Annotated in this window: 13 protein-coding genes; 6 read left to right on the plus strand and 7 right to left on the minus strand. The window is 67.6% G+C overall.

The window, feature by feature from the left end; translation table 11 throughout:
* Positions 1–96 precede the first annotated feature (96 nt).
* A complete protein-coding gene (gene polA, locus VEC57_02635) occupies positions 97–2,820 on the minus strand; it encodes a DNA polymerase I (protein HYB98009.1) in 2,724 nt (907 codons plus the stop codon).
* A 154-nt stretch (positions 2,821–2,974) separates the two neighbouring features.
* Here polA and VEC57_02640 point away from each other — a divergent pair, with 154 nt between their 5' ends.
* From VEC57_02640 to VEC57_02660, 5 genes are read left to right on the plus strand one after another with little or no spacing between them, the layout of a single operon-like run.
* Positions 2,975–3,730: an ATP-binding cassette domain-containing protein gene (locus tag VEC57_02640; protein HYB98010.1), complete on the plus strand. Its 756-nt coding sequence runs from the start codon at positions 2,975–2,977 to the stop codon at positions 3,728–3,730.
* A gap of 1 nt (position 3,731) precedes the next feature.
* Positions 3,732–4,502 (plus strand): ABC transporter permease, encoded by a 771-nt coding sequence (locus VEC57_02645; GenBank protein HYB98011.1) that lies wholly within the window; start codon positions 3,732–3,734, stop codon positions 4,500–4,502.
* Positions 4,502–6,064 carry a Gldg family protein gene (locus VEC57_02650; GenBank protein HYB98012.1) on the plus strand — a complete coding sequence of 521 codons (1,563 nt, stop codon included), beginning with the start codon at positions 4,502–4,504 and terminating at the stop codon, positions 6,062–6,064. Before VEC57_02645 ends, VEC57_02650 begins: the two co-directional genes overlap by 1 nt.
* Positions 6,061–7,626: a DUF4340 domain-containing protein gene (locus VEC57_02655; protein ID HYB98013.1), complete on the plus strand. Its 1,566-nt coding sequence runs from the start codon at positions 6,061–6,063 to the stop codon at positions 7,624–7,626. The genes VEC57_02650 and VEC57_02655 overlap by 4 nt, the downstream gene beginning before the upstream one ends.
* Before the next feature lie 51 nt (positions 7,627–7,677).
* Entirely contained in the window at positions 7,678–9,873 is a 2,196-nt protein-coding gene (locus tag VEC57_02660) for an adenylate/guanylate cyclase domain-containing protein (protein HYB98014.1), read from the plus strand.
* A gap of 54 nt (positions 9,874–9,927) precedes the next feature.
* Here VEC57_02660 and VEC57_02665 read toward each other — a convergent pair whose 3' ends face one another.
* Positions 9,928–10,530 (minus strand): OmpA family protein, encoded by a 603-nt coding sequence (locus VEC57_02665; GenBank protein ID HYB98015.1) that lies wholly within the window; start codon positions 10,528–10,530, stop codon positions 9,928–9,930.
* A gap of 5 nt (positions 10,531–10,535) precedes the next feature.
* A complete protein-coding gene (locus VEC57_02670; GenBank protein HYB98016.1) occupies positions 10,536–11,015 on the minus strand; it encodes a FecR domain-containing protein in 480 nt (159 codons plus the stop codon).
* Between the two features lie 207 nt (positions 11,016–11,222).
* On the opposite strand from VEC57_02670, the gene glsA reads away from it, so the two are divergent.
* Positions 11,223–13,109: a glutaminase A gene (glsA, locus tag VEC57_02675; GenBank protein ID HYB98017.1), complete on the plus strand. Its 1,887-nt coding sequence runs from the start codon at positions 11,223–11,225 to the stop codon at positions 13,107–13,109.
* Positions 13,110–13,157: 48 nt separating this feature from the next.
* Here glsA and VEC57_02680 read toward each other — a convergent pair whose 3' ends face one another.
* The 4 genes from VEC57_02680 to VEC57_02695 all read right to left on the minus strand — a co-directional run bounded on the left by VEC57_02680 (position 13,158) and on the right by VEC57_02695 (position 16,918).
* On the minus strand, positions 13,158–14,240 hold the full coding sequence (locus VEC57_02680) for a hypothetical protein (protein ID HYB98018.1): 1,083 nt from the start codon (positions 14,238–14,240) through the stop codon (positions 13,158–13,160).
* 150 nt (positions 14,241–14,390) lie between these two features.
* The gene (locus VEC57_02685) at positions 14,391–14,783 is read right to left on the minus strand and encodes a hypothetical protein (GenBank protein HYB98019.1); all 393 of its coding nucleotides are present in this window, start codon (positions 14,781–14,783) and stop codon (positions 14,391–14,393) included.
* A gap of 127 nt (positions 14,784–14,910) precedes the next feature.
* On the minus strand, positions 14,911–15,540 hold the full coding sequence (locus VEC57_02690) for a nitroreductase family protein (protein HYB98020.1): 630 nt from the start codon (positions 15,538–15,540) through the stop codon (positions 14,911–14,913).
* Between the two features lie 25 nt (positions 15,541–15,565).
* Positions 15,566–16,918, minus strand: a complete 1,353-nt coding sequence (locus VEC57_02695) for a sodium:alanine symporter family protein (GenBank protein ID HYB98021.1) — start codon at positions 16,916–16,918, stop codon at positions 15,566–15,568.
* Positions 16,919–16,940: the final 22 nt, after the last annotated feature.

Consider the following 16,940-nt stretch of genomic DNA (forward strand, 5'->3'; position numbering starts at 1 on the left):
TTCTCCATGGTCCTGGGCCATAGACGGGACCCTGCCCAGGCGTATTCAGCGAGGACCGGGACTAACTCCGCTTTCGATCAAAGAATTCTGCCGGGCTCAGTGCGCCTCGGCCCAGCTCCGCCCGCTGCCGACGTCGACGACGACCGGCACCAGAAGGTCCGCTGCCTGGACCATGGTCTTCGCGACCAGGGCCGAGGCATCTTCCACCTGATCGGCAGGGCTTTCGAGTAACAATTCATCATGAATCTGTAAAACCAGCCTCGCCGCCAGCTTGCTCGCCGACAGGGCCTCGTCCAGCGCGACCATCGCGCGCTTGATGATATCGGCGGCGCTCCCCTGGATTGGGGTATTGGTGGCGACCCGCTCTGCCAGCTGCCGGCGGCCGCCGTGCTCGCTGGCGATGTCCGGCAGATAGCGGCGCCGGCCGTAGAGCGTGGCCACGTAGCCGTTGGAATGCGCACACTCGAGCATTCTTCCGTAAAACCGCCTCACTCCAGGATACCGATCGAAGTATCGCTTGATGTAGTCTTCCGCGTCGGCCCGGCTGATGCCGAGCTCGCGCGACAGCCGCACCGGCCCCATGCCGTAGACGATGCCGTAGTTGACGACCTTGGCGTCGCGGCGCATCGAAGGCGTGACCTTGTCGGCCGGCAGGTCGAACAGCTCGGCCGATGTGGCCGTGTGGATGTCGAGGCCGCTGCGGAACGCTTCGATCAGGCTGGCGTCCTCGGACAGATGGGCCAGGACCCGCAGCTCGATCTGGTTGTAGTCGGCCGAGATCAGCCGGCAGCCGTCCGGGGCGATGAATGCCCCGCGGATCAAGGCGCCCTCCTCGGTCCGGATCGGGATGTTCTGGAGGTTGGGATCGCTCGAGGACAGGCGGCCGGTGGCCGCCACCGTCTGGTTCAGGCGCGTATGAATGCGGCCGGCTCCATCGACCATGCGCCCGAGCGCATCGACGTAGGTCGATTTCAGCTTCGACATTCCCCGGTACTCCAGGACCAGGGCCGGCAGCGGATGCAGGCGAGCCAGCAGCTCCAGGGAATCGCTGTCGGTGGAGGGGCCGGACTTGGTCGTCTTGATCCCTTTGACCGGCAGCGCCAGGCGCTTGAAGAGCACGTCGCGCAGCTGGACCGGCGACAGGATGTTGAACTCACAGCCGGCGGCCTCGTAGACCCTTTCGACCAGCGTGGCCATGCGCCCTTCCAGGCTCTTGGACATGCGCGCCAGGCTGCCCGTGTCCAGCAGCAGGCCGTAGGCTTCCATTCCCGCCAGAATGCTCAGGAGCGGATGCTCGAGGGCGCGGTAGAGCTCCATCTGCTCGCGCGCCGTCAGCTGGGCCTCCAGCATCTGTGCGGCCCGCCGTACCTGGTCCAGCGCCGCCTCGCCGTGCCCCGGCTCGGCCGGCTGCTCGTGCAGGAAGCGTCGCACCACGTCGAAGCGGCTGTGATCGCCGGCTTCGGGATCGCAAAGGTAGGAGGCAAGACCGAGGTCGAGGCCGCGCCGACCTGGAACCGCGCCGAGCTCGCGCGCCAGCACCTTGAGGTCGAATCCGACCAGTGACGCGCCGGCAGCGGCCAGCCCTTGCAACGCCTGGCGCGCATGCGCTTCGCCGTGAACGCGCACGACGGCGGCGTCGCTGGCGAGCGTCAGCGACCATTCCTCGAGCGGCCCGCGCGACCACGCGACGTAAAGCGCTCCCGAACCGAGATCGCGCCAGTCGCCGACCGACTCCGGCTCCGGCGCGGCGGCGATCTGCTCGGCGCGTGCCGCGGCCTCGGCCGCCGCGCGCGCGCGGCTGCCGCGGCGTGGCGCGGGAGCCGCAGGATCCTGCGCGCGCAGCGTGAGCACCTCGCCCGACTCGGCCGCACCGCCGAGGATGCGCATGCGCTGCACCAGGCGGGGCATCTCCAGCTCCTCGGCCAGCCGCTCCAGCTCGTCGGTGGCCAGGCGCCCGAGCTGCAGTTCGTGCGGCTCCACTTCCACGGGCACGTCGCTGCGGACCTTGGCCAGCTGGCGGCAAAGACGCACCAGATCCGCGCATTCCTCGATCTTCCTGCGCACGCCGGCGGCGCCCCGCAGCCCCGGGATCTTCTCGATCTCCTCGCTGCGCTCGAGCATCGCGTCGACCGAGCCGAAATGCGCGATGAGGCAGCTCGCGGTCTTCTGCCCGATGCCCTTGACCCCGGGAATGTTGTCCGAGGAATCGCCCATCAGGCCGAGCACGTCCGGCACGGCGCGCGGCGGCACGCCGAATTTCTCGAGCACCTCCTTCTCGGTGATGCGGCCCTCGCGCATGGGGTCCAGGAGAGAGACCGACGCCGTCACGCATTGCATGAGGTCCTTGTCGGCGGTGACCAGAATCACGTCGTATCCGGCCTCCTCGTACTGCCGCGCCAGCGTGGCCAGGATGTCGTCGGCCTCGAAGCCCTCGCGGTCCAGGATCGGGATCTGCAGCGCCGAGATCAGGCGGCGGACGTAGGGAAACTGCACCTGCAGGTTCTCTTCGGGCTGGATTCGGTTCGCCTTGTACTCGGGGTACAGCGTCTGGCGGAAGGTATCGCGCGTCGTGTCGAAGCAGCAGCCCATCAGGCACGGCTTCTGCTCGCGGATCAGCTTCTCCAGCGTGGTGGCCACGCCGTGGATGGCGTTGGTCGGCAGCCCCTTGGAAGTGCTCAGCGGCGGCAGCGCGTGATAGGCCCGAAAGATGAAGTAGCTCGTGTCCAGCAGGTAGACGCAGCGCTCCGGAGGTCTGGGCACGGCGGCACGGTCGGCCAGTCGCGCGGTCGATGCAACTGCTGGCATGCGCAGCTTCAGCATGCTCGCACGATGGGCCGGTGTACGGCCGACGTCATGCACGCGGGCCTGGAGCGAGCCGCGCACGCGCCCGAGCCGCAGCCACGTTGACAGCGGTTTTCACCGTGTTTAGATGGCGCGCGTTCGCGGGCGATCTGCCTGCGATACGAACCAACGCATGATCGAAGTCTCCAACCTGACGAAGACCTACGGGTCCATCACCGCCGTCGACGGCGTTTCCTTCATGGTCGCCACCGGGCAGGCCGCGGGCTTTCTGGGCCCCAACGGCGCGGGCAAGACCACGACCATGCGGATCATCACCGGGTTCATGCCGGCGACCGCCGGCACGGTGACGGTCGACGGCTTCGACGTCTTCGACGATTCCTTCGAGGTACGCCGGCGCATCGGATACCTCCCCGAAACGCCGCCGCTGTACCTGGAGATGACGGTGCGCAGCTACCTGCGCCACGTCGGCAAGCTCAAGGGCATCGTCCGCAACCGCATCGCCTCGGCTGCCGACCGCGCCATCGAGGAGTGCAGCCTGGAGAACGTGGCCGGCCGTCTCTGCGGCCATCTCTCCAAGGGCTACCGCCAGCGCGTCGGCCTGGCACAGGCGCTCATCCACGAGCCGGCCGTGCTGATCCTGGACGAGCCGACGATCGGCCTGGATCCGGCACAGATCATCGAGATTCGCGCGCTGATCCGGCGCCTGGCCACGGAACGCACCGTCATCCTGTCCACGCACATCCTGCCCGAGGTGGCGCAGATCTGTCAGAAGGTCGTCATCATCAACCAGGGACGCATCGCGCTGGAGTCGGACATCGCCGACCTGGTGCGCGAGCGCAGCCTCGAAGAGGAATACCTGCGCCACGTCAGCGGTGAGGCGCTCGGCGCCGGCCAGCCCGAGGCGAGCACCGGCGGAGGAGGCATCTGACATGCGCAACGTTGCCGCCATCGCGTGGCGCGACATCCGCGCCGTCTTCGTCTCGCCGATCGCCTACGTCGTGCTGACGGGCTTCACGCTGCTGTCGGGGTGGTTCTTCTTCAACATGCTTGCGCAGTTCAATCGCCTCGTCGCGCAGTACTCGATGCTGCAGGGCATGGACACGACCTGGCTGAACCTGAACGACGCCGTCATCACCCCGCTCCTGCACAACATGCTGGTGGTTCTGCTGATCGTCATTCCGATGATCACGATGCGAAGCTGGTCGGAGGAGAAAGGAGCGGCCACGTTCGAGCTGCTCTTCACCTCGCCCGTGCGCGTGGGCGAGATGGTGCTCGGCAAGTACCTGGCGGGCGCCGCGCTGGTGACGCTGATGCTGGCGCTGGCCATGATCTTTCCCGCACTGCTGTTCTGGTACGGCAATCCGGAATTCGGCATGACCGCCGCCGGCTTCCTCGGCCTCTACCTGACGGCCCTGGCGTTCGTCGCGGCGGGCAATTTCACGTCGTCGCTGACTTCCAACCAGATCATCGCCACCATCAGCGCGCTCGTGATCCTGCTGCTGCTGTTCGTCATCAGCTGGCCGGCCGAGGGCGCCAACGAGACGCTGCGAGGCATCCTGACCTATCTCTCGGTCACCGAGCACTTCCGCAACATGGCCAAGGGGACGATCGAGACGCGCGACTTCGTCTACTTTCTCAGCCTGATCGCCACGTTCCTGTTCCTGACCCACCGCGCGGTGGAATCGAATCGGTGGAAGTAGTGGGCAAGCGCGCTCCCATTCTCGGCATTCTCGGCCTGGTCTTCATCCTGTTCGGCGTCATCGAACACTGGATGACGCTGATGCCGCAGCAGGGCTTTTTCGAGTTCGGCTGGTTCGCGCTGTCGCACATCCTGGCCGGCGTCGTCTGCATCATCTGGTACCTGTCCTCGGGCAGCGGGTCGCTGCTGGAGTTCGTCCAGCGCCGCTCCACCCGCTACGGCACCAACGCCATCGTCTACTCGATCGTGTTCGTGGCGGTGGTGGCGATGCTCAACTTCATCGGCGTGCGCTACAACAAGCGCTGGGACCTCTCCTCCGCCGCCGTCAACAGCCTGACCGATGCGTCGCGACAGGTGCTCGACAAGATCGAGGGCGAGGTCGAGATCCTGGCCTTCGTCGGGCCGCAGGACAAGGACTTCGTGCGCGAGGTGTCGGAGACCTACGGCTACTACACCGACAAGGTGAAGTGGAAGATCATCGACCCGCAGGTCAGCCCGGAGATCGCGCAGCGCGAGCTGATCTCCACGATTCCGACGATCAAGATCAAGCACGGCGAGCGCAATACGACCGTCTCCAAGATCGATGAGGAATCGATCACCAACGGCATCCACAAGGTCGTCAGCAGCGAGCAGAAGAAGATCTATTTCCTCGAAGGGCACGGCGAGCCGCCGATGGAGGACAAGCAGGGCCCCGGCGGCATGGGCATGTTCGCCGACACGCTGCGCAACCAGAACTACGAGGTGGCCAGCCTCTTCGCGGCCGAAAAGCCCATCCCCGACGACGCCGCGGCGATCATCGTCAGCACCGGCAACCGCGATCACTTTCCCGCGGAGATCGCGCAGATCAAGGAGTACCTGAAGAAGGGCGGCAGCATGCTGCTGCTCCTGGAGCCGCAGAAGGACGCCGAGCTGGTCAACTTCGCTCGCAGCTTCGGCGCACTCATCGGCGACGACGTCGTGCTCGATCAGCAGATGCGGCTGTTCCAGGGCGTCACCATAGGCGTGGACGTGGTCGTCACCGAGTACGGCAAGCATCCGTCGACCTCGGCGATGACCGATCGAACGCTGTTCACGGTGGCGCGCTCGACGGCGCCGGCGCCGACGCCCGTCCAGGGCATCACGCTGGAGCCGCTCGCGTTCAGCTCGCACGCGAGCTGGGCCGAGACCGACGTCGCCGGCATCTTCGATCGCGGCGAGGCCGAGCTGCAGCAGGGCCAGGACACCCCGGGCCCGATCCCGCTCGCGGTCGCGGGCGGAGGCGCCGCCAGCGCCCTCGGCGGCGCGCCCGACAAGCAGTTCAAGATCGCGATCTTCGGCGACACCAGCTTCCTGACCAACCAGTACCTTCGCCAGCTCTACAACGACGCGCTCGGCCAGAGCGTGATCGGCTGGCTTGCCGGTGAGGAGGAGCTGATCTCGATCGCGCCGCGAGTGGTGCGCGCCTCGCGCGCCTACCTGGACGAAGACTCGGCGCGCACCGTCTTCTACCTGTCGGTGCTGGTGCTGCCCGAGCTGATCCTGCTCGTCGGCATCGCCGTCTGGTGGAGGCGCTCCTCGCTGTGAGCTTCGTCCGCACGCTGATCTTCGCGCTCGTCGCGGTCGCGCTCGGCGCCTACATCTACCTCTACGAAACGCCCAAGGCGGAGAAGGAGGCCAAGGGCGAAGGCGTGGTCGAGTTCGACGCGGCCAAGGCCTCCAGAGTCCGCCTCTCCTACCCCGACGACAGCACCATCGAGCTCGAGAAGGATGGCGGGCAGTGGAAGCTGGTGGCGCCCATTGCCGCGCCCGCCGACAACAATGCGGTCGACCGCTTTCTCGAAGGCGTGCGCGATACCAGAATCGAGCGCCGCCTGAAGAAGGAGGAGGTCGAGAGCCTGGCCGCCTACGGCCTGGACAAGCCCACCGGAACCCAGGGCCGCCTGGAGATCACGCTCGAGGACGGCACAACCGTGCCGCCGGTGATCATGGGCAACACCACGCCGGTCGATCACTTCGCGTTCGGCCGCGTCGAAGGCAGCGATGACGTGCTCGTGACGCCGCTGCTCATCCACACTTCGATCAAGAAGACGCCGTTCGATTTCCGGAAGAAGCGCCTGTTCGACGTGCAGCCCGACCAGATCGGCCGCATCAGCATTCACAAAGGCGCCGATCGCATCGAGCTCGAGCGCAGCGGCGAGAAGAACTGGAACCTGATCCTGCCCAAGAACGACGCGGCCGATTCGCAGGCGGCCGAGTCGATCGCGGGGGCCTTCGATACCATCGAGGCGCTGGCCTATTTCGACGGCCCCGGCGTCAATCTGGACAGTCTCGGCCTGTCCGAGCCGACGCTGACGGTGACGGCGCATCTGGCCGGCGGCGAGCAGGTGGGATTCAAGCTCGGCAAGGAGGCGGCCGATCAGCCTGCCGGCTTCTACCTGCAGCGCAGCAGCGACGGCCAGGTCGCCAAAGTCGCCGATTGGGTTGCGCAGAAGTTCGGGCCGTCCCTGGACGATCTGCGCAGCCGCGCTCTGACGGCTTGCAAGCCCGATGACGTCGTCAAGATCACGTTCACGCAGGGCCAGGACAGCTACTCGCTCCTGCGCGAGGCAGCCGGCAAGGCGTGGACGATGGAGCCGGCGCCGCAGGAGGGACACACGGTCAAGCAGCGCATCGTCGACAACCTCCTGCGCGGCCTCGTCGACATGAAGGGCGACAAGATCGCGGGCGACGCGGCCGGCGACGCCGACAAGGCGCGCTTCGGGCTGGACGCGCCGCAGGCACGCGTGGAGCTCGCCACCAAGACCGGCGTCTGCGGCGTCATCACCGCGGCCAAGGCACCGGAGGCAAAAGCGGAGGCGGCGGAAGGTGCTGCGGCGACGGCCGGCACCAAGGACGCGAGCGCGCCCGCCGATGCAGCCGATCCCGCCGCAGCGACCGAAGACGAAGCGCTGGCGCAGGCCCTTGGCCGCGCAGCACCGCCGCCCAAGCCCGCCGCTCCGGCGCCGCAGTACTATCTGCAGGGCCGAGACCGCAGCGCGGTCGTGACGGCAGGGGCCCACCTGTTCTCGCGCCTGGCCATGAAGCGCGACGAGCTCGTCGATGCGCCGCCCGAGCCGGCGCCCGCCAAGCAAGACGCCGGCGACTGAGCGCATGTCCGTCGCCATGACCGGCGCCGGTCGCTAGAATCCGGCGTTCCCATGGCCGACAGCAGCGAGCAGACCAGCTTTCAGGCAGGACAGCGTGCGGCACGGCGGCTTCGCCGCATCGGCCTGATGCTGTCGGCGGCGGTGGTGCTGGCCGGCATCTCGGCCATCGTCAGCGACCCCGCCATCGATCTGGTCATGTCGATCCGCAACGCCGTGTTCGACGGCTACCAGCGCTCGATGCCGCGCAAGTACGAGCCGGCGCCGGTGCGAATTCTCGACATCGATGAGGAGAGCCTCGCGCGCCTTGGCCAGTGGCCTTGGCCGCGCACACGCATCGCGGAGATCGTTGCGCGGCTGCGCGAGCTCGGGGCGGCTTCGATCACGTTCGACATCCTGTTCGCCGAGCCCGACCGCATGTCGCCGCGCCAGCTGGTGAGCGAGTGGGCCGAGCGCGACGACGTCCGCGCCGTCCTCGAGCATCTTCCCGACAGCGACGAGGTGCTGGCAGCCGAGCTGGCACGCGGCAACGTCGTCACGGCCTTTGCACTGACCGAAGGCGGCGGGCCCGAGCGGCCGCCGCTCGAGAAGGCCCGCTTCGTGCGCATCGGCAGCGAAGGAAAGCTGCTGCTCAGCCATCATCAAGGCGCGGTGGCGACGCTGCCGAACCTGGAAGCGGCCGCCTCGGGGAATGGCGCCATCAATTTTCAGCCCGACCGCGACGGCGTGGTGCGGCGCGTGCCGCTCCTCCTGGAGATGGGCGGCAAGACCTATCCGAGCCTGCTCGTCGAAGCGCTGCGCGTGGCCGTCGGCCAGGGCAACGTCACGGTCCTGACTGCACCGGGCCGGTCCGAGTCGACCGCTCAGCTGACGGGATTGCGAATCGCCGAGCACGTGCTCCCGACCGACTCCACGGGTCGCATGCAGGTCTACCTGACGCGCCCGATGCCCGAGCGCTACGTTCCTGCGTGGAAGGTGCTGTCGGGCCAGGCCGAAGGGCTCATTCCCAAGGGGGCGATCGTCTTTCTCGGGTCTTCGGCGACCGCGCTCATGGATCTGCGCTTCAGTCCGCTCGGTACGGCGCTGCCCGGAGTGGAGATTCATGCGCAGCTGGTCGAGCAGATCCTGCACAAGGTGCACTCGAGCCGGCCCGATTGGGCGCGCGGCAGCGAGGTGCTGCTGGTGGTCCTGAGCTGGCTCGGCATGCTCGCCGTCGGCAATCAGCCGCGCGTGCTGCCGCTGGCGCTGGTGACCGCGCTCGGCGTGGCGCTGGCGTTCAGCGTCTCCTGGCAGTCCTGGAACCTCAGCCTGCTGCTGGTCGATCCGATCACGCCGTCGGTGACGGTGCTGGCCGCGTTTCTGGCCTACGTCGTGCCCCGACAGCTCGCCACGGAGAGCGAGGAGCGCTGGATCCGCAGCGTGTTCGCCAACTACCTCTCTCCCAACCTCGTCGAGCACCTGATCCGCAATCCCTCGGAACTGCGCGTCGGAGGCGAGCGCCGCGAGTGCTCGTTCGTGCTGACCGACGTCGCCGGCTTCACCAGCGTCGTCGAGAACATGGATCCGGCCGAGCTGACCGGAGTCATCAACGATTATCTCGACGGCATGGTGCGCATCGCATTCTCCCACGACGCCACGCTCGATCGCATCGTCGGCGACGCCGTGGCGGTGCTGTTCTCGGCCCCGGTGACGCAGGCCGACCACGCCCAGCGGGCAGTCGCGTGCGCGCTGGACATGGACGCGTTCGCCAGCGACTACGCCAGGCGCTGCAAGGAAAACGGCATCGACTTCGGCCACACCCGCATCGGCGTCCACACCGGGGAAGTGGTGGTGGGAAACTTCGGCGGCAGCCAGCACTTCGACTATCGCCCGCTCGGAGATCCCATCAATACGGCGGCGCGGCTGGAGACCGCCAACCGCCAGCTCGGCACGCGCATCTGCATCAGCGCGGCGACCGTCGCCGCGTGCACCGGCAACGGTGTTCCGCTGCGGCCGGTCGGCAGCCTGCTCCTGAAGGGAAAGACGCGGGGCGTGGACGTTTTCGAGCCGGTGCGCACCGACGCCAACGGCGTGGCGCCATTCGACGCGTACAAGCACGCGTTCGACATGCTCGAGAAGGACGGCGACGGGGCTCTGCAGGCGTTTCGCAAGCTGGCCGAGCAGCATCCCGAGGACGGGCTGGTTAGCTTCCACCTGCGGCGCCTGGAACGCGGCGAACGCGGGACGCTGATCGTTTTTACCGAGAAATAGCGGTGAGCGCTCCAGCCACCGCCGTGGCTCGGTGGCGTCCGGCGGCTCGTTCCGTCAGCGGATCATCACTTCGACGCGACGGTTCCTCGGTTCTCGCACGCCGTCGGGCGTGGGAACGACCGGTCGGGTCTCGCCGTAGGAACGGACGTCGATCTTGATGATGTCCATTCCCGCGTTGACCAGAATGCCGCGGACCTTGAGGGCGCGGGCGTAGGAGAGCGCATCGTTGGTGCGCTCGTCGGCGAACAGGTCGGTGTGGCCTTCGACGTCGGCGTCGGGTGCGGGCCGCGCCCGCACTGCCTCGATCATCGCTCGCACCGTGGCCTCGGACTCTTCGGTCAGCTCGACGTTGTCCTGCTCGAAGTAGAGCGTGAAATGCTCGGGCCGGTCCGGACGCGCACCGAAGGCGCGGGCGAATACCTCCTCGAGCTTCTCCCATTCCACGCGCCAGGGCTTGCTCGGCGCGCGGTTGGCGCGGTTGATGGTGGTGGCGTCGTTGGCGTTGTTGAGAACGCGCTCGCCCTTTGCGGTGCTGACGGTGACTTCGCCGGTGCCGCCCTCGGGGTTTTCCAACAGGACTACGTAGTTTTTCGGGGCGCAGGCCGCGGCACAGAGCGCCACGGCCAGCACCCAACCCGACAGGAGCGGCTTGTGCATGCGTCTCAGCTTTCCGACTTCTCGGTCACTTCCGCAAACTTCTGGCCCGGGGCCACCTTGACGACGAAGTGGGTTCCGCGAAGGCCGATGACGCCGGTCGGCGTGACCACCGATACCGTCTCGGGTGCCATCTTGCCGATCAGGCCGGAGACGAAATCGAGCGTGCCCTGCGAAACGCGGGCGATCAGGCCGAGCTGCTGGTCGTGCGGAGCGTAGGCGTAATCGTCCAGCGACAGGACCGTGTCAGGGCCGGCAGCCAGGGTCGTCCCGTCCTTCAACGTGACGCCGAGGGAGCTTTCGGCCCTGGTCTTGATGGTATCGTTCTCGAACACAGGATCGCCGACCGCGATCGGCTGCTCGGCGCCGCCGCGAACCACCGTCGTCGCGCCGGTGGCGGTCTTCACGTAGCCGATCGGCTCGGCGGCCAGGGCATGGATCGGTGCTGCGAGGATCAGCAGCAGGGCAAGCTTGGTCGACATTTGCATGAGAGCCTCCTTACGGCCCGCGCCTCGAGGCGCTGCACCGGATCGGCCTTGCCGTCCGGATTCGGAGCACCCCGCCAGTCCGGTGCTCGGCTGAACCACCCATACGACCTATAGCGGTCCCCGAAGACTTGGCCAAGGGGCGCAACCCACCTACGATGCAGAGGCGTGCGGGAGGGCCGGCCCGAGACGACGGGAGGGAACCAGGGCATGAGTCAGAGGGAATCGGGCGGAGGACGGGGCGGAGACCTGGAGCGACTCTCCATCCACCATCCGCTGGCGACGTATCTCGAGGAGCTTCACCGCCGCCACGCCGGCTGCAGCGACGGGGAGGTCGCCAGCTACATTCCGGAGCTGGCCAAGGCCAATCCTGGCCATTTCGGCATCGCCCTGGCCACCATCGACGGCCAGGTCTACGAAGCCGGCGACAGCCGGGTCCAGTTTTCCATCCAGTCGATCTCCAAGCCGTTCGTCTACGCGCTGGCGCTCCATGACGAAGGCCTGGAGCGCGTGCTCGAGAAGATCGGCGTGGAGCCGACCGGCGACGCGTTCAACTCGATCAGCCTGCACGAGGATACGGGGCGGCCGTTCAACCCGATGATCAATGCAGGTGCCATCGCGTCCACCGGGCTCATTCGCGGCAAGGACGAGAACGAGAAGATGCAGCGCATCCTCGAGATGTTCTCGCGCTGCGCCGGCCGCGAGCTGTCCATCGACGATTCGATCTACCACTCCGAGCACGACACGGGCTACCGCAACTTCGCGATCGGCTACATGCTGCGAAACTTCGGCATCGTCGGCTCGGCGCCGGAGCCGGTGCTCGACCTTTATTTCCGGCAGTGTTCGATCACCGTCACCTGCCGCGACCTGGCCATCATGGCCACGACGCTGGCCAACGGCGGGATCTGTCCACTGACCGGCGAGCGGGCGATCGACGCCGCCTACGTCCCGCGCGTGCTCAGCGTCATGGCCACCTGCGGCATGTACGACTACGCCGGCGAATGGATCTACCGCATCGGCATGCCGTCCAAGAGCGGCGTGGGTGGCGGCATCATCGGCGTGCTGCCGGGCCACATGGGCATCGCCGTCTTCTCTCCGCCGCTGGACGCGCGCGGCAACAGCGTGCGCGGCATCCGCGTGTTCAACGATCTTTCGGAGGATTTCGGGCTGCACCTGTTCCAGACGCCGAGCCCGGTCAAGTCGGTGGTGCGACGGCGCTTCGATGCGGCCTCCGTGGCCTCCAAGCGCATCCGGCGCCGATCGGACGCCAACGCGCTGGCCGAGCATGGCCATCGCATCGTCGTCTTCGAGCTGCAGGGCGAGCTGACGCTGTTCTCGGTCGAACGCGTCGTGCGAAACATCCTGACGCTGCCGGAGGCGGTCAGCTACCTCATCATCGACTTCAAGCGCGTGTTCGGCGCCGACCGGCCGGCCCTCGATCTGTGGGTGACGTTCCTCGAGAGCATCGAGGGCCGATACAAGGAAGTCATCCTGACCGAGCTCGACAGCAACCCCACCCTGGCCGCGTACTTCGAGATGGCGCTCGAGAACCGGCCGCCCTCCTCGCTCGGGATCCTGCGTGAAGCCGACGCCGCACTGGAGCTGTGCGAGAACAGGCTGCTCCAGGAGCTCGGCAGCGCCACCGATCCGGACGCGACGGTGCCGCTCGACGAATTCGAGATCTGCGACGGCCTGGACGAATCGCGCATCGAGACGCTGCGCAGCTACCTCGAGAAGCGCTCGTATCGGCAGAGCGAGATGATCTTCGAGATGGGCGACGATGCCAACGCGCTCTACTTCCTGACGCGAGGCCAGGTCAGCATCACCATCGACGTGCTACCGGGCACCTCCAAGCGTCTGACCACCTGCACGCCGGGCATGCTGTTCGGCGAGATGGCGATCCTGGAGCGGCAGCCACGCTCGGCCGCCGTGCGCGCCGACACGCCGGTGGAATGCTACCTGCTGTCGATGGAGAACTTCGATCGCCTCACCGAAGCCCACCCCGACATCAAGGCCAAGCTGATGGAGAACTTCGCACGCTCGCTCTCCCTGCGCGTGCGCAGGTTGACCGAAGAGGTGCGGGCACTGAGCGAGTAGGCGGCGACGAGCCGGCCATCGCTGCGGCCTTGCGCCCGCGCAGGCGGCTCAGAAGTGCCATGACAGCCCTCCGCGCAGCCGATAGTCGGCCACCACCTGCCGCCCCGAGTTGTTCTGGATCACCGGAAGCTCGGCCACCAGGTCGAACGACAGCGACTGCTTCCACGTCAGCGACACGCCGGGTCCGAGATTGACGGACGTCAGCGCCGTGTCGCCGAGCGTGGCGGCGCCCTGCCTGTCATTGCCCTTGGTTTCGCCGCTGACGACCAGCTGCAGCGCGGTCGTGTAGTCATGGCCGAGCAGCGGGTAGACGCCGGGGCCCGCCGACCACAGCAGATCGTCGGCGTACTCGTAGCCGAACGCGCCGTTGCCACGCAGCGCGTATTGCGCAGCGGCCGAGAAGAACAGTCGCTTCCAGCTCGCAAACAGCGACAGGCCGAAGGACCCGTCGACCGATCCGGAGCCCAGCGCCAGGTCGTGCCCGTGGACACCGCTGGCGTGCTCGTGCTCGTCGTGGTGCGGCCGGTGCGGCGGCCGCGCCATCGCCGCGCGGGCCGGCACCGAGCGAGCAAGCGCGTGGTGTTCGTCCTCATCGTCGTGGTCGTCTTCGGCAAGCTCCTCGGCCAGGCGGTCGGAATCGCCGGTGGGCAGCTTGACGCCGGCCAACACCTCGGCGTGCAGCACGCCGTACGTATAGGCGCGCGTCAGCGGCACCAGCCGCAGCAGCACCGACAGGTCGCCGAGGCCCCCTTCGTCTCCACGCGTGGCAACGCCATCTTCGAGCCGTCGGTATTCGCGCGAGATCAGCGGGACGCTGACCTGAACGCCGATCCACGAGGCGAACGTGTAGCCGCCGACGATCTGCGTGATCGAGCTGCGCATCCATTCGTCGTCGGGATTGGCGATGTCATCGCCGTCTTCCTTGAGGTTTCCGTAGTGCGTGTACTGCTCGGCAATGCCGATCCAGGCCCCGGTTCGGTCGGCCCGCATGATGGTGCCCGTGTAGATTGCGCACAGGTCGCAGGCCGCCGCCGGCTGGGCGACGGCTGCAGCCGCTGCGAAGGCGGCCGCGGCCACGACACGCACGATGAGCGCACGGGCGCCGGCCCGTACGCATTTCCAGTTGCTCACGATCTGTCTCCTTTCCTGCGCCGATGCGGCGGCGCGCACGCTCGCGCACACGCCGGATCGACGGCAGCGCGCACGGGCAAGCCTGCGCTCGCACCACGCGCGACACCACGGCCGGCGACGCCGCACGGCAATGCCGGCAACGTCTCGTCTTCAGGCTGAAAGGGACAGATTCGGCTCGGGCGGAGGAAGTTCGGGAGGATCCGCTCCGATCGGCACCACGACCTCGTGCCGCACGCTCAGCGCCTGGGCGCCGGACGGCGTCGCGGCCACGCCGTCCAGGCGCGCGGGCATGGCCTGATCGCGCACGACCGGCCACGCGCCCTCGCCGCCGTGATGGCAGCCGCAGTTGCGCGCGGACAGCGTCGGAGTGCGCTTGCAGCAGCATCCCTGCTTTGCGGCTTGCGACTTGTCGCTCTTGTCTTCGTGGCAGCGAAGCTGCGGCTTGGCGGCCGCCTTGGAAGTGCCGGCGGCAAGGCAGGTGGCGCGGCCGATCGGCGCCAGCGGCACCCACAGTGCGAGGAAGAGCGCACAGACGGCGCGCAAGGCTGACCCTGTCCGGATCGGTCGCACTTCGAAGCCTTGTACCGGCGGGAGGGCCTGGTGCAAGCCGCTGCGCGCGCCATCGCCGAGCCGGTCGCTCCGGCGTGCAGACGCACCCGCCGCGAGCACGTCACGTCAGCGCAGCGCCGAACCTCTCCCCGAACACGATCTCGTCCAGAGGCTTTCGCGCCAGCTTCTTCGGGAACCCGTGCAGCGGGTAGCCCATGGGAATCATGGCCGCGGTCAGCATCCCTTCCGGGATGGCGAGCAACTCCTTCACCTTCGGCTCGACCGCGCACAGCAGCGTGGTCAGCGCGGTGCCGAGCCCCTCGGTGCGCGCCGCGACAAGGAGGTTCTGCACCGCCGGATAGACCGATGCGCCCGCCACGATCGAGACGCGATCGAGATGACGATCGGTGGCCATGAGATCCGAGGTCTGTGCGCAGACCACGACGTGCACCGGGATCTCGTGCAGATGCCGCGCCATGTGGTCGGCATTGGCGAGCAGGGCCGGCAGCGGCGCACCGGGCCGGGCCGTGGCGCGCGAGGCGTACTGCTCCCACAGCGGCAGATACAGGTCGCGAAGCGCACGCCGCGTGGCCTCGTCGCGGACGACCAGGAAGCGCACGCCCTGGCGGTTGCCGCCGGTGGGTGCGTACCGCGCCGCATCCAGCACCCGCCGCAGCACATCGAGCGGGACGGGATCGCGGCGATAGAAGCGGCACGTGCCGGTCGTCGATATCGCCTCGCGAAATTCCATGGCTGCTTTCTCCTTGGCCGTGATCTCAGCCGTCTTCGTCGGCGTGGTCGTCGAGGCGGCCCGACCACAGATACCTGTCGGTCTCGCTGACGAGGACGCGCTGGAGCACCAGCAGCGAGATCAGGTTGGGCACGGCCATCAGGCCATTGGCGATGTCGGCGAATGCCCACACCGACGGCAGCGACGCCACCGATCCCACCATCACCGCAGCCACCCACAGCCAGCGGTACGGAACGATCGCGCGGGGCCCGGCCAGATATTCGGCCGCCTTCTCGCCGTAGTACGACCAGCCGAGGATCGTCGAGAAGACGAACGTCAGCAGGCCGATCGTCAGTACGATGCTGCCCACGTACGGGACGTCCTCGAACGCCGCGTTGGTCAGGGCGGCGCCCTTGAGGCCCTTGGTCCAATCGCCGGAGTTGACGACGACCAGACCGGTGAGGGCGCAGACGACGACCGTGTCCCAGAACGTGCCCGTCGACGACACCAGCGCCTGTCGCACCGGGTTCCGGGTCTGTGCCGCGGCCGCCACGATCGGCGCGCTGCCGAGCCCCGATTCGTTCGAGAAGAGGCCGCGCGCGATGCCGAAGCGCATCGCTTCGCGCACGCCGGCGCCGACAAACCCTCCAGTGGCAGCCTGCGGCGTGAACGCGCCGCTGACGATGAGATAGAGCGTCTCCGGAATCTGCGCGAAGTTCATCACCAGCAGCACGGTGCAGCCGGCGACGTAGAAGATCGCCATGAACGGCACCAGCGCTTCACACACCGCCGCGATCGACTTGATGCCACCGAGAATGACGAATGCAGTCAGTGCCGTCATCACGATGCCGCTGAGCCATGGCGAGACTCCCATGGAGTCGTGCAGCAGCGAGCTGATGGAGTTGGCCTGCACCATGCAGCCGATGCCGAAGGCGGCAACGGCCGTCAGCGCAGCGAAAACCAGCGCAAGCCAGCGCTGGCCCGTGCCCCGCTCGAGCGCGTACATCGGGCCGCCGGCCATCGTGCCGTCGGCGGTGCGGACGCGGTATTTCACCGCCAGGAGCGCTTCGGCGTACTTGGTGGCGATGCCGAACACGCCGGTCAGCCACATCCAGAACACGGCGCCGGGCCCGCCCGCGGCAACGGCGGTGGCCACGCCGACGATGTTGCCGGTGCCGATCGTGGCGGCCAGAGCCGTGGCCAGCGCACCGAACTGGCTGACGTCGCCCTGCCCTTCGCCCGATGTCTTCCACGACAGGCGGATCGCCGTGCGAAGATGACGCTGGATGAAACGCAGGCGGAAGGTCAGGAAGACGTGCGTCCCGAAAAGCAGGATCAGCAGCGGCGGCCCCCAGACGAAATCGCTGATCGAACCGAGCAGCTTCTCGAGTCCTTCCACCGTCAACCTCCCCCGGCGATCA

This window comes from Candidatus Limnocylindrales bacterium, assembly GCA_035626395.1.
Taxonomy (GTDB): domain Bacteria; phylum Desulfobacterota; class Binatia; order UBA1149; family CAITLU01; genus DASPNH01.

Excerpts from the sequence above, each read along its gene's own strand:
- VEC57_02660 (HYB98014.1), top strand. The coding sequence starts at position 7,678 with ATGGCCGACAGCAGCGAGCAGACCAGCTTTCAGGCAGGACAGCGTGCG.
- polA (HYB98009.1), bottom strand. The coding sequence starts at position 2,820 with ATGCTGAAGCTGCGCATGCCAGCAGTTGCATCGACCGCGCGACTGGCC.
- VEC57_02690 (HYB98020.1), bottom strand. The coding sequence starts at position 15,540 with ATGGAATTTCGCGAGGCGATATCGACGACCGGCACGTGCCGCTTCTAT.
- VEC57_02665 (HYB98015.1), bottom strand. The coding sequence starts at position 10,530 with ATGCACAAGCCGCTCCTGTCGGGTTGGGTGCTGGCCGTGGCGCTCTGT.
- glsA (HYB98017.1), top strand. The coding sequence starts at position 11,223 with ATGAGTCAGAGGGAATCGGGCGGAGGACGGGGCGGAGACCTGGAGCGA.
- VEC57_02640 (HYB98010.1), top strand. The coding sequence starts at position 2,975 with ATGATCGAAGTCTCCAACCTGACGAAGACCTACGGGTCCATCACCGCC.
- VEC57_02645 (HYB98011.1), top strand. The coding sequence starts at position 3,732 with ATGCGCAACGTTGCCGCCATCGCGTGGCGCGACATCCGCGCCGTCTTC.
- VEC57_02670 (HYB98016.1), bottom strand. The coding sequence starts at position 11,015 with ATGCAAATGTCGACCAAGCTTGCCCTGCTGCTGATCCTCGCAGCACCG.